Genomic DNA, 22,280 nt, shown 5'->3' with positions numbered 1-22,280 from the left:
CTGCTGCCAGTCGTTGCTACCCTTCCCGCACGCTGGGGAGGGTAGCAAGCGTCACCCCTGCCCCATGTCATCGGACAACTGAGCACAAACCCGCAGCATCACGCTTTGTCGCAGTGTGCCCCCGACCTGCCCCAGCTTCCCGCCGACCGCATTGTTGTGATATCTGGCGGCCTCCGCCTACGTGTTTTCCCGATAGACCCGATCGAAAAGCGGGCCTACACTCCGTCCATTGTTGTACGACGACTGATGATAAGTGTTGACTGGAGACACAGCATGACCTCTTCTCGCCGCCAATTCCTTGGCCAGCTTCCGGGCCTTGCGGCTCTTGGTGCCGTGGGCACGTCCGGCATCCTGGCACCCGCTTCGGCCTGGGCGCAGGACAAATGGCCAACCCGGCCGATCCGCCTGGTGGTGCCCTATCCTGCCGGCGGTTCGTCGGACATCATCGCGCGCCTGATCAGCAAGCAACTGGGCGAAGCACTGGGCCAGCCGATCGTGGTAGACAACCGCCCGGGGGCCAACGGCAACATCGGCGCCGCCATGGTGGCGCAGGCCGGCACCGAAAACCACACGCTGCTGCTGTGCGACGTTGGCGCGCTGGCGATCACCCCGTCGGTCTATACCAAGCTCACTTTCAACCCTGATAAGGACCTCAAGGGCGTGGCCATGCTGGCCTATTCGCCGCACCTGCTGGTCGTGCATCCGTCGGTGCCGGCCAACAACCTCAAGGAACTGGTCGAACTGTCGCACAAGCAGTCGCTGAACTTTGCGGTCACCGCCATCGGCAGCGCACCGCATCTGGCCGGCGTGGCCGTGCAGCAGGCCACCAAGGCCGGCTGGCAGTACGTGCCCTACAAGGGCGGCGCGCAGGCGATTGCCGATACGGTTGGCGGTACCGCCCAGGTGCTGATGAACGGCATGCTGGCTACCTATCCGCACGTGCAATCGGGCAAGCTCAAGCTGCTGGCCGTGTCCAAGCGCACCCGCATGGCGCTGGTCGGCCAGACGCCGACGATTGCCGAAAGCGGCGTGCCGAATTTCGAATCGGGTACCTGGCAAGGCGTGATGGCGCCGGCCGGCATGCCCGATGCGCTGGTCCAGCGCATCAACACCGAGCTGGTGAAGATCATCCGCACGCCGGAGATCCGCGCCAACCTGGCCGGCCAGGGCGCCGAGGTCGTCACGATGTCCCCGGCCGACACCACCAAGTGGTTCCAGGCCGAGGAAAAACGCTGGGCACAAGTGGTGAAGGCGGCGGGGGTCAAGCTGGACGCATAAATCCGGCAGTCACAAGACGTAGAACCGAAACGGGCGCGAATGTCGCGCCCGTTTTCTATTGCCGGCCGCCCGGGGCTGCCGCGACAGCGGCAGCCCATCGGCTCGCCAAGCGACTCAGTCGCCCAGCGCCACGCCCTCGCGGCGCGGGTCCGCGCCACCGGCCCAGACTGCCTTGCCGTTGACCGTCTTGCGCATGATGGCCTGCGTGCCGCTGGTCATCTCGATCTCGGCCACCTGATGGCCCTGCTGCTTCAGCGCCTGCACCAGCTGCGGCGTGACCAGGCCACGCTCCACCTCGGTGGGGCCGTTGCGGCTGCCGAAGTTGGCCATGCCCACGGCCTGTTGCACATCCATATCCCAATCGAGCAGGCCCACCAGCGTCTTCGACACATACTCGATGATCTGCGAGCCGCCCGGCGAACCCAGCGCGGCCACCAGCTTGCCACTCTGGCGGTCGAACACCAGCGTCGGCGCCATCGACGAACGCGGACGCTTGCCCGGCTGCACGCGATTGGCCACCGGCTTGCCATTTTCGGTCGGTGTGAACGAGAAGTCGGTCAACTGGTTGTTGAGCATGAAGCCGCGCACCATGATGTGCGAGCCGAAATACGACTCGATAGTGGTCGTCATCGACAGCGCACCGCCACGATTGTCCACGGCCACGATCTGCGACGTGGAAATGCGCGGCGGCGACCGATCGGGCGCGAACGACACCTTCACGCCCGGCGGCGTGCCCGGCTGCGCCTTGCCCATGCTCTGGTCACCGATCAGCGCCGCGCGCTCGGCCAGATAGTCGGGGTTGACCATCGCGGCCACGTCCACGGGCACGAAATCGGCATCGGCCACATAGAGGCCGCGGTCCGCATAGGCCAGCCGGTCGGCTTCGGCGATGGCGTGGACGGCCAGCGGATTCGGCTCCATCAGCGACGGCAGGTCCACCCTGGTCGGCTTCAGGCTGGCCAGCGCGTAGCGCGGGTCACGCTTTTCCAGCGCCTCCAGCGTGCCCAGGATCTGCGCGATGGCAATGCCGCCCGATGACGGCGGCGGCATGCCGCAGACCTTGTACTGCCGGTAGTCGGTACACACCGGCACGCGCACCTTGGCCTTGTAGCCCTTCAGGTCCGCCTCGGACAGGCTGCCGGCGTTCTGATGGCCGTTGACCTTGGCCGCGATATCGCGCGCGATCGGCCCGTTGTAGAACACGTTCGGACCGCTCTTCGCAATCTCGCGCAGCGTCTGCGCCAGTTGCGGATTCCTGATCATCGTGCCCACCGGCTTGGCCTTGCCCTGCGCGTCCAGGAAGTAGGCCGTCATCTCGGGCGACCCGCCCATGAACTTGTCGGCCGCCACCTGCGTGTAGAGCCGCTGCGACATCGGGAAGCCCTTGTCCGCCAGGCGGATGGCCGGCTGGAACAGGCGCGCCCAGGGCAGGCGCCCGTGCTCGCGATGGGCCATCTCCAACGCGCGCAGCACGCCGGGCACACCCACCGACCGACCGCCGATCTGGCCTTCAGAGAATTCCATCGGCTTGCCGTCGGCGCGCATGAACAGGTTCTCGGTGGCACCGGCCGGCGCCGTTTCGCGGCCGTCGTAGGCCTGCACGCGCTTGCCGTCCCAGTACATGATGAACGCGCCGCCGCCGATGCCGGTGGCTTGCGGCTCCACCAGCGTCAGGACGGCCTGCATTGCCACGGCGGCGTCGATGGCCGAACCACCGGCCCGCAGGATTTCGCGGCCCGCCTCGGTGGCCAGCGGATTCGCGGCCGCCGCCATGTGCTTCTGCGCGTAGGTGGTGGTCATGTCCGGGCGATAGCCCGACGACACTTCTGGCGCCGGCGGCATCGCCGCCTGCGCGGGGGGCGCAGACGCCGGCGTGGCCGAGGCGGCGGGTGCGCCGGCGCCCTTGTCCGGCGTACCGCAGGCCGCCAGCAGCGCGGTCAGCGCCACGGCCAGCGCGCCACGCCAGCGCAGTGAATCGGAATGATGCGCGGTCGGGTCCGCGGAACGGGGTGCCACTGCTTCAGTCATGCCGTGTCTCCTGGTGGAAATCTCCGGCGATTGTAGCGGCGAAAAAGGCGGACGGATGTGCGAATCGTCTGAAAGCCAGCCTTGCGTTACGGGGCGATTTTTCCTATGCGGCCGACGCCAGCCGCCCCGGCGGCACGGCATGGCCAGCGCGGCACCATATTTTGTCCATTTAACTCACCCCCCTTCAACCCCATCCTCCCGCCTGCTTCGTTCCATGACAGCCGCCGCGCGCCAAGCGGCAATCTATACTCGTTGCCATGACGCCTGCCAGCCCCGCCCCCGACATCGCTGCGCTGCCCGACGCCGACCTGATGCTGCTGGTGGCCGGCGGCGTCATCGAGGCCCCGATCGGCGAACTGTTCCGCCGCCACAATGGCGGCCTTTTCAACTACGTCGCCTGGCTGTGCCGGGGCGACACGGGCGAGGCCGAGGATATCGCGCAAAAGACGTGGATCCAGCTGATGACCCGCTGCGGCGACTACACGCCCACCGCCGCGTTCCGCACTTTCCTGTTCCAGATCGCACGCAATGCCTGGCTGGATCAGGTGCGCAGCGCGCATGCCCGGTTGCGCGAATCGATCGACGAACACGAACCGGCCATGCCGGTGGACGACCTGACACCCGAGACGGAGGCACAATGGCGCGAGCATCTGGCCGGTGTGCGCCAGGCGCTGCTGCAGTTGCCCGTGGCACAGCGCGAGGTGGTGGTGCTGCGCTTCTTCAGCGAGATGAGCGTCGAGGAAATCGCCGCGATGCTGGGCGAGAAATTCGAGACGGTGAAGAGCCGGCTGCGCTATGCATTCGCCCGGCTGCGCACGGTGCTGGCCGATGGCGGCATGGTGCCCGGGGAGCCCCGGCCATGACGACCCGGCAATCCGGCAATCCCGGCCACGACGCCGCTGAACGCTTTATCGCCGGTGAAGACCGGCTGTCCGCGCTGTTGCGCGACGTGCCGCGCTTTGAAGCGCCCGCAAGCCTGGCCAGCGCCGTGGCCACCGCCGCGCGCGCGGTGCAGGCGCGCATGGCGGCCGAGGCCGAACGCGATGCGGTGCGGACATCGGCGCCACCGCCCACTTTTGGCGCACCACCCACGCTGTCCGACAGCGTGCTGCGCGAGGCCGCGCGATTGCAGGCCGCGCAGGCCGCGCGCCGCGATGTCGTGTTCGATCAGGTGTTGCGGGGCAAGCCCGCCGACGACGTACTGGGTGCGCCGGTCAGCGCGCCGACCGAGGCATGGTTGCGGACGCAGGCCGCGCAGCACCGTGACGGCGCGGCTTCCACGGCAGCCGTCGCACCGCCCCCTGCCCGGCGCGCCACGGCCGTGTCGCGCTGGTGGCGTTCGCTGGGCGTCGCAGCCACTGCGTTTGCCGTCGCGGGCCTGGCCACCCGGATCGTGCTGAGCCAGCTTGATGACGGCACGCCGATGACGGCCTCGCTCTCGTCGAATGTTGTCATCGCCGACGACGCAGGGCCTGCAACGCGAGACGAGCCGGGGCTGGCGTCCGCACCGGCGTCGGGCGCCGCGCCGGCAATGGCGGCCCCGGCCGCAGAGGATGCGCAGGACGTGCAGACGTCGGCTGCCGCCCCGGAGCGCGCGGCACCCCAGGCGGCGCCCGTGCATCGGCCGACCACGCCATCGCTCACGGCCCGCAAGGCGCACGCACCTTCGACCGCACCGGCCGCGGCGACTGCGGAATCCACGCCTGCCGCACCCGCTGCCCCTGCCGCGCCGGCTATCCTGGCCGCGCCCCCGCCCATGGCATCGGCGCAGGCCCCGACCGACGCGGCACCAGCACCAGCACCTGCACCAGGCGTGGGCGCCGAAGCGCGCGCGCGGCGCGTGCCGCAGTCGGCGTACATGGCGGCGCCTGCCCCGGCGCCGGCTGAATCGCCGGCCGCTTCAAAGGCCACGGGGCAGGCGGCTGTGCCGGAAGCGCGGAAATCGGCCACCGTCACGCTGGAGGACGATCCCGCTTCGGTCGCCATGCAGTGGCGCCCCGGCAAGGGGCTGCATGTCTGGAGCGCCGAGCCCGACAATGCGGCCGTGCGCGACTGGGTGGCCCGGCTATGGGCGGCCATGCCCGCCGATGCGCGCCCCGTTGCGCCTTACGGCATCCAGCGCGACGACGCGCTCGCGCGCGGCCAGCTGCGCATCGAACAGGGCACCGAGCCGCCCGGGGTCAACTAGGCGCTGACACGAAAAACGGGAGGCAGATGCCTCCCGTCCTCCTTCCCGTGGCGCGCATCGGGCGCGATACCGGCCCGATGGATCACGGCATTACAGCGTGGTGAACGACCAGTTCAGGTTCACACCCTGCCCGTTCAGCGTACCGCTGACGGTGACGTTGTAGCGCGTCTTGCCGGCCAGCGGCGCGGTCGGCGTGCAGATCGCCAGGCCGCTCGCCGCGCCGGACATGCCCGACGTGCGCGCATCCACCTTCTCGCACGGCACGCCGTTGCCCGCTGCATCGGTGATCGAGAATGTGTCGGCGTTGAACGCCAGCGACGTGTTCACCGCCTGCACCGTCACGGGGTAGCCCATGGTCTTGCCCGCGTAGGCCGGCGCCGGATTCGGGCTCTCGTTGTTGACCCAGCTGACCGGCACATCGGCCTGGCCGTTGTACGGATACGCCACCATCTGGTTGTCGGCGCCGCCCTGCCTGCGGTCGGCCAGGTCGATGGTCTGGAAGTCGTACGCCTGCGTGCCGCCGCTGCTGCCCGCGCCCACGCTTTCGGCAAACCCGCTGCCGGCCGATCCGTAGCTGCCCAGCAGGGCGGCGCGATGGAACGGGGCATCGACCAGATCGATCACGAGCTGGTCCTTCGGCGTCATCGACAGGCTGGCGCCCGCTTGCGACGTCCAGCGATTGGCGCCGGCCACCACTTCGGCCGTGGCGTTGCTCGGGTACGCAGCCTGGATGCGATCGTTCGGGGCCGCGCCGGTGTAACCAGTCTTGCCCGATTGTTCATCGTGCGTCAGCGTGTTGTTGGCCAGCATGTAGGCCGTGTGGTTCTGGGCCACGGTGTTGAGCGGGTCGCGCGCGGTCAGCGGGGCCAGGCCCACCTGCTCGCGGCGATAGTTGGCGTAGCACAGGCCCGCGCTGCGCGCGTCGGCCAGCACCTTGTAGCCGGATACGCCCGTGCCGCGCGCGGGCAGCAGCGCGACCGAGCCGGTCACCGGAGCCGGTGCGGCGCCGCTGACGGTGTAGCAGGCGCGGTCGGTGCCGCCGGCGGTTGGCGCGGCGGCCTGGCCGCTGGCGGCCGGCTGGGTGGCGGCGCCCGATTGAGCGGCGCTGCCACTGCTGCTGCCCGCGGCGGTTGCCGAACCGCCGCCGTCACCGCCGCCGCAGGCGGCCAGCGTCAGGGCGGCACAGGCGGCCATGGCGCCGAGTGCCATCGGCCGTCCGTTGATGAAAGCAGTGCGCAAGAGTTTCCCTGGCATGTCGGCGTGCCTCGATGTGATAGGTCTGGATTGGGGAAACTGCCCGCATCCCGGTGTGTGGGCCGGGACGACGCCTGGGCGCTGCTGCGCCGCCAAATGAGGCGTCGGGGACAGATGGAACGCAGTGATGGTAGGGACACCCGCCACTATCGTCCATCTTTCGAACACTTTCTTACGCTGTGATCCGAGCGCGCTGCACGCGCGCGGCGCGGCGGTGGTGCAGCGCTGATGCGTCAGCTTGCCGGCGCGTCCGAGACATCGCCCATGCCGCTGCCGAGCGACGTCATGACCGCCATCAACTGTTCGCGCAGCCAGCGGTTGGCGCCGTCGTTCTCGCCGCCCGCATGCCAGTACAGATGCAGTTCCAGCGACGGCACCTTGAACGGCAGCGACAGCAGCCGGTTGGCATAGGGCTCGTTGGCAATGCGCGCGTAGCGCAGCGGCAGCGTGGCCAGCAGGTCCGTGCAGCTGACCACGCGGCACGCGGCCGCATAGTGCTGGCAGCGCAGCCGCACGCGGCGCGTCAGGCCCATGCGGTGCAGCGCCTGGTCCTCCAGCCCTGCCCCGCGCCGGCGCGACGATACGTGCACGTGTTCGGCGGCCAGATAGCGTTCCAGCGTCAGTTCTTTCTTCACCAGCGGATGGTCGCGGCGAGCCAGCACCACCATCGGGTCCGACATGAAGGCGCTGTGATGGATGGCCGGCGACACCGGCAGCAGGATGTCGATGGCGGTATCGAGCGTGCCGGCCAGCAGTTCGGACTCCATCTCGCGGCGGTCGAAGCGGATCGCCGCGATTTCCACATGCGGCGCCATGGCGGTCACGCGCGCCATCAGCGGCGGCAGCAGCGTGCTCTCCAGCGCGTCGCGCATGCCGATGGTGAAGCGCCGCGTGGTGTTGGCGGGATCGAAATGCGGCGTGTCCTGCAGGGTCCGCGCGAACGACTGCAGCGCGCCGCGTACCTCGCTGGCCAGCGACCGCGCCAGCGGCGTGGGCGCCATGCCCTGTCCGCGCCGCTCGAACAGCGGATCGTCGAACAGCGTGCGCAGCCGCCCCAGCGCGTGGCTCACCGCCGGCTGCGTCAGGTTCAGCTGCCGCGCCGCGGCCGTGATGCTGCCTTCGTTGTAGATGGCGTCGAACACCACGAAGAGATTGAGGTCGATCCGGCTGAGTTGCATGGCACCTTCCTGCGCGCGTGCTTTACTGAGGCATCAATGTCGCGCATTCTGGCACGGAATGCACAATATTGATACTGACCAATCCAGAAAATTCATTTTTCTTATTAGTCACGTTCCGATACAGTAGCCACAGTCGGCACGGCGTGCCCATCAAACCCCGAGGAGACCCCATGCAATTCGAATACTCGCCCAAGGTCAAGGAGATGCAGGCCAGGCTGCTGGCTTTCTTCGACGAGCACATCTACCCGAATGAAAAGCGTTTCTACGCCGAGGTGCAGGCCAACCGCGAGGCCGGCAATGCATGGGTGCCGACCAAGGTCGTCGAAGAACTGAAGCCGCTGGCGCGCGAAGCGGGCCTGTGGAACCTGTTCCTGCCGCGTTCGAAGCGGGCGCCGGAAGGCCTGTCGAACCTGGAATACGCGCCGATGTGCGAGATCATGGGCCGGGTGCCCTGGTCCGCCGAGGTGTTCAACTGCGCCGCGCCGGACACCGGCAACATGGAAACGCTGGAGCGGTACGCATCGGAGGCGCTCAAGGACCAGTGGCTCGAACCGCTGCTGCGCGGCGAGATCCGGTCGGCGTTCCTGATGACCGAGCCGGCCGTGGCGTCGTCGGACGCCACCAATATCGAATGCCGCATCGAGCGCGACGGCGACTATTACGTGATCAATGGCACCAAGTGGTGGTCGTCGGGTGCCGGCGACCCGCGCTGCAAGGTCTACATCGTGATGGGCAAGACCGATCCCCAGGCGGGCCGCCATGAGCAGCAGTCGATGATCGTGGTGCCGGCCGACACGCCGGGCATCACCATCAAACGCTTCCTGCCCGTGTTCGGCTACGACGACGCGCCGCACGGCCACATGGAAATCGAACTGAAGAACGTGCGCGTGCCGGCCAGCAACATCCTGCTGGGCGAAGGCCGCGGCTTCGAGATCGCACAGGGTCGCCTGGGCCCGGGCCGTATCCACCACTGCATGCGCAGTGTCGGCGTGGCCGAGCGCGCGCTGGAACTGATGTGCAAGCGCAGCCTGGAGCGCGTGGCGTTCGGCAAGGAAGTGGCCCGTCAGGGCGTGACGCAGGAGCGCATCGCCGAAGCCCGCTGCGATATCGAGATGGCCCGCCTGCTGACGCTGAAGGCGGCCTACATGATGGACACCGTGGGCAACAAGGTGGCCAAGGCCGAGATCGCGATGATCAAGGTGGTGGCACCGAACGTGGCGCTGCGCGTGATCGACTGGGCCATCCAGGTGCACGGCGCCGCCGGCGTGTCCGGCGACTTCCCGCTGGCCAACTGGTGGGCGCACCAGCGCACGCTGCGCCTGGCCGACGGCCCGGACGAGGTGCACCGCAACGCCATCGCCAAGCTGGAACTGGCCAAGCACATGAACGTCAGCGCCGACAGCATCCGGATGCCCGTGACGCGCGGCGCCTGACAGGCGCGAAAAGCCTGCCCGACCGACAAGCCCGGCCCCGTGCCGGGCTTTTTCATCTGCTGGCAGCAGGGTTATTCACTCTGTGCTTAAATGCCCCGGCCAATCTTCCATGGAGAGCGTTGCACATGATCGACGTCTACACCTGGGCCACTCCGAACGGCCACAAGGTCCATATCATGCTTGAGGAATGCGGCCTGGCGTACAAGGTCCATCCCATCAATATCGGTGCCGGCGACCAGTTCGACGCCGACTTTCTCAAGATCAGCCCCAACAACAAGATTCCGGCGATCGTCGACAGCGACGGCCCCGACGGCAAGCCGATCTCGCTGTTCGAATCGGGCGCGATCCTGCTGTACCTGGCCGGCAAGACCGGCAAGTTCCTGCCCGACGACGTGCGCGGCAAGTACGACGCGCTGCAGTGGCTAATGTTCCAGATGGGCGGCGTGGGCCCGATGCTGGGCCAGGCGCACCACTTCCGGATCTACGCGCCGGAAAAGATCGAGTATGCGGTGAACCGCTACACCAACGAGGCCAAGCGCCTGTACGGCGTGATCGACAAGCAACTGTCGGCACACGCCTGGCTGGCCGGCGACAGCTATTCGATCGCGGACATTGCCACGTTCCCGTGGCTGCGCAGCTGGCAAAACCAGGGCGTGGAACTGGACGACTACCCGCACCTGAAGCGCTGGTTCAACGAAATTGCCGAGCGTCCGGCCGTGAAGCGCGGCGTGGAGGTTCTGGCCAAGGAACGCAAGCCGCTGCAGTCGGACAAGGAACGCGAAATCCTGTTCGGCGCCACGCAGTACCAGCGGCGCTAGGCACCGGCGTCACCCGGACGGGTGACGTGTCCTTCACGGACTCAGGCCGGGCAGCCGGGTCCGGCCGTTGCCGGAATGACACAGAAATGAGAATCGATGCGGCCCATGGCATCGGGTGTCGGGGTCGGGTGACAACGCCTCTCCCGGCAGGGGTAGGCGCATATCGGCATCGCATTTTGTTGAAATTGGACCGTGCCCCGAAGGATGGCGGGATGCCCAATGGTCCGCGTGGCGCGGATTCCAGCCCATGGGCGTGTGGTGGACCCCTGCGGGAGGGCGGTCTGTGATGACTGCCCGGCACGGCAACTGTGCCGCATCGGTGACAGGTGTATCGCTTACGATGAGGAACCGGCACCGATAGAACGACCAACTATAAGTTGTCGTTCCGCATAGATCGAGCCCTTAGTCTCGATCGACTTAGCGACTTACTATCCACACAGCAGCATATGACAGCAGACCCACTCAAGCTGTTCGGGCGACATTTGACCTGGTTGCGCAAGCAACGTGGCTGGTCTCAGGAGGCGCTGTCGCTGGAAAGCGGCCTGGCCCGATCCTACCTCAGCGGCATCGAGCGCGGCACGCGCAATGTTGCCCTGTATAACATTTGTACCCTTGCCGACACGCTCGGCGTTTCGCCTACCGAGATGCTTGACTTTTCGAAGCATCGGTCCGAAGAGGCGCAGGAAGCCCCACGCTCGCCGTTCGACGCCGAGCAGTCTCCGTCGGTACAGGCAACGCTGCGCTATATGGCCGATCTCAACGACGTCGATCGCGATGTCGTGGCTGGCGTGGCACGGGCACTGGCGCGCCGGCACGCCCGTTGAAACGCCCCGCCCACGGCGGGGTGCCTGCAGGGCTCAGACGTTCAGCATGCCCTGCTGCTCGATAAAGGCAATCACCTGGTCCAGGCCTTGCCCTGACTTCACGCTGCCCATCACGAACGGACGATCGCCACGCATCTTGCGCGTATCGCTTTCCATGATGTCGAGCGACGCCCCCACGTAGGGTGCCAGGTCGGTCTTGTTGACCACCAGCAGGTCGGATTTCGTAATTCCCGGTCCGCCCTTGCGAGGAATCTTCTCACCCCCCGCCACATCGATCACGTAGATCGTCAGATCGGACAGTTCCGGGCTGAAGGTCGCGGCCAGATTGTCGCCGCCCGATTCGATGAACACCACGTCGGCATCCGGAAACCTGGCCAGCATGCGGTCCACGGCCTCCAGGTTGATCGAAGCGTCCTCGCGGATCGCCGTATGCGGGCAGCCGCCCGTTTCCACACCCATGATGCGCTCGGCCGGCAAGGCACCCGAGATGGTCAGCAGGCGCTGGTCTTCCTTGGTGTAGATATCGTTGGTGATGGCCACCAGGTCATAGCGGTCGCGCATGGCCTTGCAGAGCATTTCCAGCAGGGTGGTCTTGCCGGAGCCCACAGGGCCGCCCACGCCAACGCGCAGCGGAGGATTCTTCTTGGTACGGGTCATGATTCGGTCCAGGAACGCTAGGAGCGGAAAAGCCGGGAATACTGGGTCTCATGTCGCGCGGACAGCAGGCCCAGCATCGGAGAAAACGTGGAAAGCTGCGGCGGGTCGGCATCGGCGCGACGGGCCGCCTCTTCCACGGTGTCGAGCACATGGCGGTGCAGGCCGCGCAGGATCTGCTGGCCGGCGACCTGGCCCAGCGGCACCGCCTTGAGCGCGGCGGCCACCTGGTTTTCGGCCCAGTTGAAGGCGTAGGCGGCAAGCCCTTCGCGGGCATCGATATCCAGCGCCACGCACGCCGCGGCAAAGGCCGTGGGCAGGCACAGCGGCGACAGGCTGCGCAGGGTGTCGCGCAGCGCCACATCGCCCCATTCCATCTGGCCGACCAGCCTGGCCAGCGACCAGCCCATCTGCTCGGTTTCGAGCCGCAATTCGGACGTTTCCCGGGTCACGTGGAACCAGTCGTTCCAGCGGGCGACCGCGGCCGCGTCCTGCTGCCGCCAGGCACGATGCAGCAGCAGCCAGACCGGCGCCTCGCATTGGGCCTGCACCTGCACGAGGTTGTCGCGAATCCAGTGCTCGGCCGTGGCGGCGTCACTGACCAGCCCGCAATCGATGGCCGCCTCGAGCCCCTGCGAATAGCTGAACCCGCCAATGGGCAACGCCGGCGATGCCAGGTGCAGCAGCGAGATCAGTTGGGGGAGCGCGGTCATGGCGTATGGCTCCGTCTGCACGTTGTCGGCAACGTGGCGGGCTCGCCCTCTCCCCCAGCCCCTCTCCCGCTGGCGGGAGAGGGGAGAACACCGACTGCATTTGCTGCGCTGTTGGGAGAGGGAGCCAGCGGTTCGACCAGCCCATTGGCCAAAGCAGCTTGACGAATGGCTTCCAGCACACCCTCGATCTGATCGTGGATCTCGTTGTTCCAGACGCGGAGCACTGTGTAGCCCTGTTCCCGCAACCAGATATCGCGATCGAAATCTCGAAGCGAGCCGTGCTGACCGCCGTCGGCCTCGACGATCAGTTTGTGCTCCATGCAGATGAAATCGGCAATATACGGGCCGACTGGCTTCTGACGTTTGAATTTCAGGCCCAGGAAACGGCGGGCACGCAGGAAGTACCACAGGCGCTCTTCGGCTGCGGTTTGATGCGAGCGTAGCTGTTTCGCGAATTCGTGGTTGGTCAACCGCCTGCCCTCTCCCCCAGCCCCTCTCCCGCTGGTGGGAGAGGGGAGAAAACCCGCGGCATTTGCCACCTCGGTGCTGGTCTCCGCATTCCCGCACGCGCGAGAGGGGAGAAAACCCGCGGCATTTGCCACCTCGGTGGTGGTCTCCCCTCTCCCGCGCGCGGGAGAGGGGTCGGGGGAGAGGGCAAGCGCCTGATTCACGATGCCATCCGGTTAATGCTTGTGCCCGCAGTGCTCATCATGCACATGGTCGTGCGAATGACCGTGGTCGTGACCGTGACCATGCGCATGCCCGTGATGCTCGTGGAACACCGCCTGGGCCGCCGCGTAGTCTTCGGCGAACGTCGCGTCATGGCCGTGCTTGTGGCCGCCGCCGTAGGCGCCCGCTTCGGGCTCGAATGGCTGTTCGGCGCGCGCGATCTGCACGCCCAGGCGCGTCAGCATGTCGGCCAGCACCGGATCGTATTCCAGGCGCAGGTAGTCGCGCCCCACTTCCACCGGCGTGTGGCGGTTGCCCAGGTGATACGCGGCGCGCATCAGGGCGAGCGGGTCGGTGGCCGTCACCTGCAGCACCGATTCCGGCGCGGCCTGCACCTCGACGAAGGTGCCGTCTTCGGCCACCAGCAGGTCGCCACCGCGCAGCACGGTGCCGCGCGGCAGGAACAGCGCCGCTTCGGCGCCGTTGTCGAGCGCCGCACGCAGGCGGCTCTTGCTGCGGTCGCCGAACGGCAGGACCAGCTTTGGGGCGCGCCGCACCAGCACCGGTGCGATACCGTGCGGCGCGGGCAGGACTTTGTCGATCTTGATCACGGCTTCAGCTTCAGAACAGGAAGTAGCGTTGCGCCATCGGCAGCACCGTGGCGGGCTCGCACATCAGCAACTGGCCGTCGGCCACCACCTGGTAGGTCTCGGGGTCCACGGTCACGTGCGGCTGCCAGTCATTGTGAACCATATCGCGCTTGCTGACCGAGCGGCATCCGCGCACGGCGGCCAGCGTCTTGGCCAGACCGTAGCGCCCGCCCACATCGGCCGCCAGTGCCGCCTGCGAGACAAACGTCAGCGACGACTTCGGCAGCGCGCCGCCGCCCGACGCGAACATGGGCCGGTAATGCACCGGCTGCGGCGTCGGAATCGACGCATTGGGGTCGCCCATGGCCGCCGCCGCGATCATGCCGCCCTTCATGATCAGGCTCGGCTTCACGCCGAAGAACGCCGGCTTCCACAGCACCAGGTCGGCCCACTTGCCCACTTCGATCGAGCCCACCTCGTGCGCGATGCCGTGCGTCAGGGCCGGGTTGATCGTGTACTTGGCGATATAGCGCCGCACGCGGAAATTGTCGTGGCCACCGCGCGCGTCGTGCGGATCGCCGGGAAGCTTGCCGCGCTGGGCCGCCATCTTGTGCGCGGTCTGCCAGGTGCGGATGATGACCTCGCCCACGCGGCCCATGGCCTGGGAATCGCTGGAGATCATCGAGAACGCGCCCAGGTCGTGCAGGATGTCCTCGGCGGCGATGGTCTCGCGCCGGATGCGCGACTCGGCAAACGCGATGTCCTCGGCGATGGCCGGGTCCAGGTGATGGCAGACCATCAGCATGTCCAGGTGCTCGTCCAGCGTGTTCACCGTGTACGGCCGCGTGGGATTGGTCGACGACGGCAGCACGTTCGATTCCCCGCACACCTTGATGATGTCCGGCGCATGGCCGCCGCCCGCGCCCTCGGTGTGGTACGTATGGATCGTGCGGCCCTTGAACGCGGCGATGGTCGCCTCGACGAAGCCGCCCTCGTTCAGCGTATCGGTGTGGATGGCCACCTGCGTGTCGGTATCGTCGGCCACGGACAGGCAGGTGTCGATGGCCTGCGGCGTGGTGCCCCAGTCCTCGTGCAGCTTCAGGCCGATGGCCCCCGCTTCTACCTGCTCGGTCAGCGGGGCCGGCTGGCTGGCGTTGCCCTTGCCCAGGAAGCCGATATTCATCGGGTAGGCGTCGGCGGCCTGCAGCATGCGCTCCATGTACCACGGCCCCGGCGTGACGGTGGTGGCGAAGGTACCCGTGGCCGGCCCGGTGCCACCGCCGATCATCGTGGTCACGCCGCTCATCAGCGCCTCGTCGATCTGCTGCGGGCAGATGAAGTGGATGTGCGTGTCGATGCCGCCCGCCGTGACGATCATGCCCTCGCCCGCGATCACCTCGGTGCCGGGGCCCACGACGATGGTCACGCCCGGCTGGATGTCGGGGTTGCCGGCCTTGCCGATGCCCGCGATGCGGCCGTGCTTGAGGCCGATGTCGGCCTTGACGATGCCCCAGTGGTCGATGATCAGCGCGTTGGTGATGACGGTGTCCACGCAATCCTTCGACATGCGCTGGCTCTGGCCCATGCCGTCGCGAATCACCTTGCCGCCGCCGAACTTCACCTCCTCGCCATAGATCGTGAAGTCCTTTTCCACCTCGATGACCAGGCCGGTATCGGCCAGCCGCAGGCGGTCGCCAGTGGTGGGGCCGAACATCTCGGCGTAGGCCTGCCGTGAAATCTTCACGCTCATCACAGTGCTCCCATGATCTTGCCGTTGAAGCCGTAGACGATGCGATCGCCATCGAGCGCCACCAGCTGCACCGTGCGCGACTGGCCCGGCTCGAAGCGCACCGCCGTGCCGGCCGCGATGTCGAGCCGGAAGCCGCGCGCGGCTTCGCGGTCGAACGACAGCGCCGCATTGGTTTCGTAGAAGTGGAAGTGCGACCCGACCTGCACCGGCCGATCGCCCGTATTGGCCACGGTCACGCTGACCGTGGCGCGGCCCGCGTTCAGTTCGATCTCGCCGTCCAGCGGCATCAGTTCACCGGGAATCATCGCCTGGCTCCTTTGCGAACGTCAGGCCACCAGCAGGCCAACGCCATACAGCGCCACGCCCGCCCCGGCCACGCGTGCCATCCAGCCCGCATGGCGACGCAGGAACGTGCCAACGCCAATACCCATCACATGCAGCGTCATCGTGCTGACGGCAAAGCCGCCGACATAGGCCAGCACGCCGGGCAGCGCCGCCGCGGTGGCCGGCAGCTCCGCACCGTGCGCGTAGCCGTGGAACAGCGCAAAGCCGCCGACGATGGCCATGCCGGACAGCGCCGGCAGCTTCGCACGCATCGCCACCAGCAGGCCGATCACGAGCAGCGAGACCGCGATCATCGGCTCCACGGCCGGCAGCGTCACCCCGGCCAGCCCCAGCACGGCGCCCACCAGCATCATCGCGACGAAGGCCAGCGGCAGGCGCAGCATGTCGAGCTTCGACGCACCCTGGCCGAAGGCACCGCTCGACGTGGCGATCAGTGCGCTCCAGACACCGACGGCTGCCATCGCCAGCAGGTGGTCGGCACCGGTGAACGGGTGGGCCAGGCCGGCGAACAGGCTGGCGCCGACCGTGGCGGCGTCGTGGCCGGGGTGGGCGAAGGCGGAAACGGCGGCCAGCGAAAGCGTGGCGCCGGTCATGACGCGGGCGAAAGTCGGGCGTTGCATAGGGTTGGTCCTCTTCTTGTTGAGCGTTCGGTTCGGGCGATGGGCCGGGGATGGGCCTGGGATGGGCCGGGGATGGGCTTCAGACGATCGGGTGGTGCACGGTGACCAGCTTGGTGCCGTCCGGGAACGTGGCTTCCACCTGGATTTCCGGAATCATCTCGGCCACGCCGTCCATGACGTCCTCGCGGCGCAGCACGGTGGTGCCTTCGTGCATCAGTTCGGCCACGGTGCGGCCGTCCCGCGCGCCTTCCATGATGGCGGCGGTGATCAGCGCCACCGACTCGGGGTAGTTGAGCTTGAGCCCGCGCGCCCGGCGGCGCTCGGCCAGCAGGGCGGCGGTGAAGATCAGCAGCTTGTCTTTCTCGCGCGGCGTCAGTTCCATGTTGGCTTTTCCGTTCTGGTGTTCTTGTTGGCGTTCTTGCTGGCGTTCTTGTTGATGTGCCGTCAGGTGGCCCAGAGCCGCAGGGGCCGGGCCGGCACGCCGTGGATCGGCATGCGAAGTGCGTTCCAGCAATCGATCATCAGGTGGCGCACTGCCTCCATGTCGCGGCCCAGCACGCGGACCAGCAGCATCGACTGGCTTGCCGGTTGTCCTCGGCCTGCCAGGCAGGTCACGCCGGCCCGGAGGTCCGGGCGATACGGCAACCGTTCGGCCAGCGATTCGGCCAGTTCCTGCGTGGCGCCCTGCCCCACGGCCCACAGCGTGGCCAGGATGGGCAGGCCGTCCATGCCGGCCAGCGCGCCGCGCAACGGCGACCCGGCGTCGAGAAGCGATTGCTCGATCCACAGCGCACGGTCCGGGCCGGCAATACGGGTATCGAGCCACAGCGAACCGCGGGCCCAATGTTCGCCCGAAGCCAGCCGGCCCAGCACCACGGCGTCCCAGCCGATGGCGCTGCCGCCGGGCGCCACCACCACGTCGGTGGCAATGCGCGCACGGGCATCGTCGAACACGATGTTCTCCTGCGGCAGCCAGTCCAGCCTGGCCCCTTCGGCCACTTCGATCCGCACCTGCTGCGCCGCGTCGCGGCCCTGCGACTTGTACCACTTGGTGGCGCCCGGCGTCGCCAGCACGGCGTGCGCGCCGGCTTCCACGGCGATGTCGATATCGAGCAGGTCACCCCCGGCCACGCCGGCCGGCGGGTGCAGCACCACGCCATGACAGATGGCCCCTTCCGGGTAGAGCGGCTTCTGCACGCGCAACGGCCCCTCGTGCCGGCGCTCGACCATGGCGGCGCGGCCCGCGCGGTCTGCAAAGCGCAGGCGCAGGCTGGCGTGCCATCCAGCAGACATGGCGAGTGACGAAGGAAAATCCGGATGACGCATGATGAAAAAGGCAGGCGCGGACGCGCGCGGAGGTATCCCACGGATCATAGCGCGCGGCCGCCCTCACCGGAAGGCGCGCCAGCGCGCGTGCCGTCGGCGGGGCTTCACACCGCGATCAGTTCCCGCACGCCGTCCTGTTCCATCGTCGCGCCCGCGCCCTTGGCCACCACTTCGCCCCGGCTCATCACCACGTAATGATCGGCCAGATGGCGCGCGAATTCGTAGTACTGCTCCACCAGCAGCACGGTCATGCCGAATTCGTCCACCAGCAGGCGCAGCGCGCGGCCGATGTCCTGGATGATCGACGGCTGGATGCCCTCGGTCGGCTCGTCAAGAATCAGCAGCTGGGGCTCGCTCATCAGCGCGCGGCCGATGGCCAGCTGTTGCTGCTGCCCGCCCGACAGGTCGCCGCCCCGCCGCTGGCGCATCGTGCGCAGCACGGGAAACAGCTCGTAGATGCGGTCCGGTACGCCTGCCGGCTTGCCACGGCTGGCGGCGCCGATCAGCAGGTTTTCCTCGACGCTCAGGCGCGGAAAGATCTCCCGGCCCTGCGGCACGTAGGCCAGCCCGGCCGACACGCGCTCATAGGGCGCCTTCTTCTCCAGCGCCTTGCCGTCCCAGCTGACGCTGCCGCTGCGGGTGGGCACCACGCCCATCAGGCATTTGAGCAGCGTGCTCTTGCCCACGCCGTTGCGGCCCAGCAGCGTCGTCAGCTTGCCGTGCGGCACCTCGAACGACACATCGCGCAGGATGTGGCTGCCGCCGTAAAACTGGTTCAGTGCATTGACCTGCAGCATGGTTATCTTCCCAGGTAGGATTCGATCACGCGCTCGTCGCGCTTGACGGCGTCGAGGGTGCCCTCGGCCAGCAAACTGCCTTCGGCCAGCACCGTCACCCGGCCGGCGTCGCCCGCCAGCGCGGCCACGAACTCCATGTCGTGCTCCACGACCATCATCGAGCAGCTGCCGCGCAGGCTGTTGAGCAGCGCCGCCAGTTGCATGGTTTCCTCGTCGGTCATGCCGGCCACGGGCTCATCGAGCAGCAGCAGCTGCGGCTGCTGCATCAGCAGCATGCCGATCTCCAGCCGCTGCTTCTGGCCGTGCGACAGCAGGCCGGCGGGCCGGTAGGCCTCGTCCTCCAGGCCCGTCAGCGCCAGGGTTTCCTCGATCCGGCGGTGTCCTTCGCCAGTCAGCCGTGCACGCAGCGACGACCACCAGCGCTTGTCGGCCTTCATCGCCAGTTCCAGGTTCTCCCAGACCGCGTGCTGCTCGAACACGGTGGGCTTCTGGAACTTGCGGCCGATGCCGGTCTGGGCGATCTTCGGCTCGGTCATCCGCATCAGGTCGATGGTCTGGCCCAGGTACACGCGTCCCGTGACGTTCGCGTTGCGCGGCCCGGTCTTGCCGGTGATGACGTCCATCATGGTCGTCTTGCCCGCGCCGTTCGGGCCGATCACGCAGCGCAGCTCGCCATGGTCGATCGACAGCGACAGCTTGTTCAGCGCGCGGAAGCCGTCGAACTGCACGGTCAGGTCCTCGATATAGAGGATGGGCCCGTGCGTGGTGTCGATGACACCGGGTTCGACGATGCGGCCCAGGCCGGTGGCGTCTCCGCTTTCTGCCTGTTGCAGTCCCAGCGCGGCGTTCATGCGTTGCTCCCTTGTTGCGGCGCCACCGCTGCTTCATCGGTGGCCGCCTCGATCTTTTCCGCGGCGGTGCGCTGGCCCCGCAGGCGCCGCACCAGCCCCACCACGCCATCGGGCAGGTACAGCGTCACCAGCACGAACATCGCGCCGAGCAGGAACAGCCAGTACTCGGCAAAGTAGGCCGTGAACATGGTCTTGGCGCCGTTCACCAGGAACGCGCCGACGATGGGCCCGATCAGCGTGCCGCGGCCACCCACGGCGACCCATACGGCCATCTCGATCGAGTTCGCCGGCGACATCTCGCCCGGGTTGATGATGCCCACCTGCGGCACGTACAGCGCGCCCGCAATGCCGCACAGCACGGCCGAGAACGTCCAGACGAACAGCTTGTAGCCCAGCGGGTTGTAGCCCGAGAACATCACGCGCGTTTCGGCGTCGCGCACGGCGGTCACCACGCGGCCCAGCTTCGACGTGACGATGTAGCGGCACGCAACGAAGCCGGCCACCAGCGCCAGGAAGGTCAGCACGAACAGGGCGGTGCGGGTCTGCGGCGCGGCCACCGCGAAGCCGGCGATGCGCTTGAAGTCCGTGAAGCCGTTGTTGCCACCGAAACCCGTCTCGTTGCGGAAGAACAGCAGCATCGCGGCATAGGTCATGGCCTGCGTGATGATCGACAGGTACACGCCCTTGATGCGCGACCGGAACGCGAAGAAGCCGAACAGCCACGCCAGCACGCCGGGCACCAGCACCACCAGCAGCAGCGCATACGGCAGGTGCTCGGTGCCGTGCCAGAACCACGGCAGTTCCTTCCAGTCCAGGAACACCATGAAGTCGGGCAGGTCGCTCTTGTAGACCCCCTCGCGGCCGATCGAGCGCATCAGGTACATGCCCATCGCATAGCCGCCCAGCGCGAAGAACAGGCCGTGGCCCAGGCTCAGGATGCCGCAGTAGCCCCACACCAGGTCCAGCGCGATGGCCGCCAGCGCAAAGCACATGATCTTGCCGAACAGCGTCAGCGCATAGGCCGACAGGTGCAGCGGATGGGTCTCCGGCAGCACCAGCGCGCAGATGGGCACGCCGATGGCCACGACCACGGTCAGCAGCACCAGCAGCGTCCATACGCGGCCCGAGAACAGCGGCTGGCGCTCCGGCACCGACAGCTTGAACGCCTTGCGGGATGAAGAGGAAAAGCTGCTCATGTCAGGCCTCCGCGCTGCGCCCCTTGAGCGCGAAAAGTCCCTGCGGCCGCTTCTGGATGAACAGCACGATCAGCACGAGGACGAAGATCTTGGCCAGCACCGCGCCGTAGAACGGCTCGATGAACTTGTTGATGATGCCGAGGCCGAATGCCCCGACGATGGTGCCGGCCAGCTGCCCCACCCCGCCCAGCACCACGACCATGAACGAATCGATGATGTATGCCTGCCCCAGGTCGGGGCCCACATTGCCGATCTGCGACAGCGCGCAGCCACCCAGCCCGGCAATGCCGGCGCCGAACGCAAACGCGTAGCTGTCCACCTTCCACGTGCGCACGCCCACGCAGGCCGCCATGGTGCGGTTCTGCGTCGTGGCGCGCACGAACAGGCCCAGACGGGTACGGTTCAGCACGGCCCACGCCACGGCCACCACGGCCAGCGCGAACAGGATGATGACCACACGGTTGTACGGGATCACGAGCCCGGCCATCGCATCGAAGCCGCCGCTCATCCACACCGGATTGGCCACCTCCACGTTCTGCGCGCCGAAGATCGTGCGCACGGCCTGCATCAGCGGCAGGCTGATACCGAACGTGGCCAGCAGCGTTTCCAGCGGACGGCCGTACAGATGCCGCAGCACGATCCGCTCCAGCGCGAAGCCGACCACGCCAGCCGCCAGGAACGAGGCCGGCAGCGCCGCCACCAGGTACCAGTCGAACGCGTTCGGCGCATAGGCGCGGAACAGCGTCTGCACCACGTACGTGGCATAGGCGCCAATCATCAGGAATTCGCCGTGCGCCATGTTGATGACGCCGATCAGGCCATACGTGATGGCCAGGCCCAGCGCCGCCAGCAGCAGCACGCTGCCCAGGCTCAGGCCGGCGAACAGGTTGCCCAGCAGTTCGGCGCGGCGCTGTTCGCTGCGCATCTGGTCGATGGCCTGCTGGGCGGCCACGCGCACGCCCTCGTCGGCTTCCTTGTACTTGCCGGCATCGTCCTTTTCCATCAGCGGCATCAGCTTCTGGCGCGACTGCGGGTTGCTGTCGCTGCCCAGGATGCGGATGGCATCGAGCCGTGCATCGCGCGGGGCCTCGGTGCCCTGGGCCAGTACGGTATTGGCCCAGATCACGTCCAGGCGGGCACGCAGCCCGGCATCGGCCTCGGCCTTGCGGGCGGCCTCGACCGCCTCGCGCGACGCGTTCCCGGGCTGGTCGAGCAGCGTGTTGATGGCCTGCGTGCGTACCGCGATGTCCGGCGACTGCAGCAGCAGGCTGCTGGCGGCGCTGTCGACGATGGTGCGCAGGCTGTTGTTCAGCGTCAGCGATTCCAGCGCATCGCTCTTCACGGCGACGGGCTTGCCGCTGATGGCATCGAGATACTTGTCACCATCCTGGCGCACCATGCCGACCGATGGTTCATACTGCAGCGCATCGTCCTGCAGTGCCTTCAGGATCGGGCCGGCCTGTTCGGCCGGCGCCTGCGTGACTTTGGCAAGCGCGGCGGTCTTGGCGTCGAAGTCGTCCTCGGCCAGCGGCTTCAGGTCGGCCTGCGTGAGCGGCGTGGCGGCCCAGAGCGGGGCAGCGGCCAGCAGCAACGCGGCGAGCATGGCGCGCAGCCACGAGCGGATATTGGGTCGGTGCATTCAGGAGCCTGGTTCGCGCGATGGATCGCGTCTAGTATTGTTCTTGTCCTTGCTCCCCTCTCCCGCCTGCGGGAGAGGGGCCGGGGGTGAGGGCACGGCAGGTCAAATCGCCGCACTCGCATCTTGAGA

At 67.6% G+C, this 22,280-nt stretch carries 22 protein-coding genes; 6 read left to right on the top strand and 16 right to left on the bottom strand.

From position 1 onward, the window contains the following. Positions 1-273 precede the first annotated feature (273 nt). Complete coding sequence (locus tag D9X30_RS13155; protein WP_153947616.1) at positions 274-1,278, top strand: Bug family tripartite tricarboxylate transporter substrate binding protein; 1,005 nt, start codon at positions 274-276, stop codon at positions 1,276-1,278. Positions 1,279-1,392: 114 nt separating this feature from the next. On the opposite strand, the gene ggt is transcribed toward D9X30_RS13155, so the two are convergent. After that, positions 1,393-3,306, bottom strand: coding sequence for a gamma-glutamyltransferase (ggt, locus tag D9X30_RS13150; RefSeq protein ID WP_153947615.1), 1,914 nt, complete (start codon positions 3,304-3,306; stop codon positions 1,393-1,395). Positions 3,307-3,563: 257 nt separating this feature from the next. On the opposite strand from ggt, the gene D9X30_RS13145 reads away from it, so the two are divergent. After that, positions 3,564-4,169 carry an RNA polymerase sigma factor gene (locus D9X30_RS13145; RefSeq protein WP_153947614.1) on the top strand — a complete coding sequence of 202 codons (606 nt, stop codon included), beginning with the start codon at positions 3,564-3,566 and terminating at the stop codon, positions 4,167-4,169. Beyond that, positions 4,166-5,494: a hypothetical protein gene (locus D9X30_RS13140; RefSeq protein ID WP_153947613.1), complete on the top strand. Its 1,329-nt coding sequence runs from the start codon at positions 4,166-4,168 to the stop codon at positions 5,492-5,494. Before D9X30_RS13145 ends, D9X30_RS13140 begins: the two co-directional genes overlap by 4 nt. A gap of 90 nt (positions 5,495-5,584) precedes the next feature. Here D9X30_RS13140 and D9X30_RS13135 read toward each other — a convergent pair whose 3' ends face one another. Both D9X30_RS13135 and D9X30_RS13130 read right to left on the bottom strand, forming a co-directional pair. Beyond that, entirely contained in the window at positions 5,585-6,703 is a 1,119-nt protein-coding gene (locus D9X30_RS13135; protein ID WP_228770880.1) for a CAP domain-containing protein, read from the bottom strand. A 278-nt stretch (positions 6,704-6,981) separates the two neighbouring features. Further along, entirely contained in the window at positions 6,982-7,926 is a 945-nt protein-coding gene (locus D9X30_RS13130) for a LysR family transcriptional regulator (RefSeq protein ID WP_153947611.1), read from the bottom strand. 170 nt (positions 7,927-8,096) lie between these two features. Here D9X30_RS13130 and D9X30_RS13125 point away from each other — a divergent pair, with 170 nt between their 5' ends. From D9X30_RS13125 to D9X30_RS13115, 3 genes are all read left to right on the top strand, one after another. Beyond that, positions 8,097-9,359 carry an acyl-CoA dehydrogenase family protein gene (locus tag D9X30_RS13125; RefSeq protein ID WP_153947610.1) on the top strand — a complete coding sequence of 421 codons (1,263 nt, stop codon included), beginning with the start codon at positions 8,097-8,099 and terminating at the stop codon, positions 9,357-9,359. A 125-nt stretch (positions 9,360-9,484) separates the two neighbouring features. Continuing rightward, complete coding sequence (locus D9X30_RS13120; protein ID WP_153947609.1) at positions 9,485-10,177, top strand: glutathione binding-like protein; 693 nt, start codon at positions 9,485-9,487, stop codon at positions 10,175-10,177. 446 nt (positions 10,178-10,623) lie between these two features. After that, positions 10,624-11,001: a helix-turn-helix domain-containing protein gene (locus tag D9X30_RS13115; RefSeq protein WP_153947608.1), complete on the top strand. Its 378-nt coding sequence runs from the start codon at positions 10,624-10,626 to the stop codon at positions 10,999-11,001. Positions 11,002-11,034: 33 nt separating this feature from the next. On the opposite strand, the gene ureG is transcribed toward D9X30_RS13115, so the two are convergent. The 13 genes from ureG to urtB form a co-directional block, all read right to left on the bottom strand. Continuing rightward, positions 11,035-11,658 carry an urease accessory protein UreG gene (gene ureG / locus D9X30_RS13110; protein WP_092594629.1) on the bottom strand — a complete coding sequence of 208 codons (624 nt, stop codon included), beginning with the start codon at positions 11,656-11,658 and terminating at the stop codon, positions 11,035-11,037. A 17-nt stretch (positions 11,659-11,675) separates the two neighbouring features. Further along, the gene (locus D9X30_RS13105) at positions 11,676-12,368 is read right to left on the bottom strand and encodes an urease accessory protein UreF (protein WP_153947607.1); all 693 of its coding nucleotides are present in this window, start codon (positions 12,366-12,368) and stop codon (positions 11,676-11,678) included. Then, the gene (locus tag D9X30_RS13100) at positions 12,365-12,838 is read right to left on the bottom strand and encodes an endonuclease domain-containing protein (protein WP_153947606.1); all 474 of its coding nucleotides are present in this window, start codon (positions 12,836-12,838) and stop codon (positions 12,365-12,367) included. The genes D9X30_RS13105 and D9X30_RS13100 overlap by 4 nt, the downstream gene beginning before the upstream one ends. Positions 12,839-13,051: 213 nt before the next feature. After that, entirely contained in the window at positions 13,052-13,648 is a 597-nt protein-coding gene (gene ureE, locus D9X30_RS13095) for an urease accessory protein UreE (protein WP_283780789.1), read from the bottom strand. Positions 13,649-13,658: 10 nt separating this feature from the next. Then, complete coding sequence (gene ureC / locus D9X30_RS13090; RefSeq protein ID WP_153947605.1) at positions 13,659-15,377, bottom strand: urease subunit alpha; 1,719 nt, start codon at positions 15,375-15,377, stop codon at positions 13,659-13,661. Next, positions 15,377-15,682, bottom strand: a complete 306-nt coding sequence (locus tag D9X30_RS13085) for an urease subunit beta (RefSeq protein ID WP_092594635.1) — start codon at positions 15,680-15,682, stop codon at positions 15,377-15,379. Before D9X30_RS13085 ends, ureC begins: the two co-directional genes overlap by 1 nt. 21 nt (positions 15,683-15,703) lie before the next feature. Beyond that, a complete protein-coding gene (locus tag D9X30_RS13080; RefSeq protein WP_153947604.1) occupies positions 15,704-16,342 on the bottom strand; it encodes a HupE/UreJ family protein in 639 nt (212 codons plus the stop codon). Between the two features lie 79 nt (positions 16,343-16,421). Further along, a complete protein-coding gene (locus tag D9X30_RS13075; protein ID WP_092594639.1) occupies positions 16,422-16,724 on the bottom strand; it encodes an urease subunit gamma in 303 nt (100 codons plus the stop codon). 62 nt (positions 16,725-16,786) lie between these two features. Then, positions 16,787-17,668, bottom strand: coding sequence for an urease accessory protein UreD (locus tag D9X30_RS13070; protein ID WP_194946506.1), 882 nt, complete (start codon positions 17,666-17,668; stop codon positions 16,787-16,789). A 104-nt stretch (positions 17,669-17,772) separates the two neighbouring features. Further along, positions 17,773-18,465: an urea ABC transporter ATP-binding subunit UrtE gene (urtE, locus tag D9X30_RS13065; protein ID WP_153947602.1), complete on the bottom strand. Its 693-nt coding sequence runs from the start codon at positions 18,463-18,465 to the stop codon at positions 17,773-17,775. Positions 18,466-18,467: 2 nt separating this feature from the next. Then, entirely contained in the window at positions 18,468-19,316 is an 849-nt protein-coding gene (gene urtD, locus D9X30_RS13060) for an urea ABC transporter ATP-binding protein UrtD (protein ID WP_153947601.1), read from the bottom strand. Next, on the bottom strand, positions 19,313-20,512 hold the full coding sequence (gene urtC, locus D9X30_RS13055) for an urea ABC transporter permease subunit UrtC (protein WP_153947600.1): 1,200 nt from the start codon (positions 20,510-20,512) through the stop codon (positions 19,313-19,315). The genes urtD and urtC overlap by 4 nt, the downstream gene beginning before the upstream one ends. 1 nt (position 20,513) lies before the next feature. After that, on the bottom strand, positions 20,514-22,151 hold the full coding sequence (urtB, locus tag D9X30_RS13050) for an urea ABC transporter permease subunit UrtB (RefSeq protein ID WP_153947599.1): 1,638 nt from the start codon (positions 22,149-22,151) through the stop codon (positions 20,514-20,516). Positions 22,152-22,280: the final 129 nt, after the last annotated feature.

Origin of the sequence: Cupriavidus sp. U2 (assembly GCF_009663685.2) — a bacterium.
Classification (GTDB): Bacteria; Pseudomonadota; Gammaproteobacteria; order Burkholderiales; family Burkholderiaceae; genus Cupriavidus; species Cupriavidus necator_C.
The sequence above is the reverse complement of the archived record's forward strand: the minus strand, read 5'-3'. Positions and strand labels throughout refer to the sequence as shown.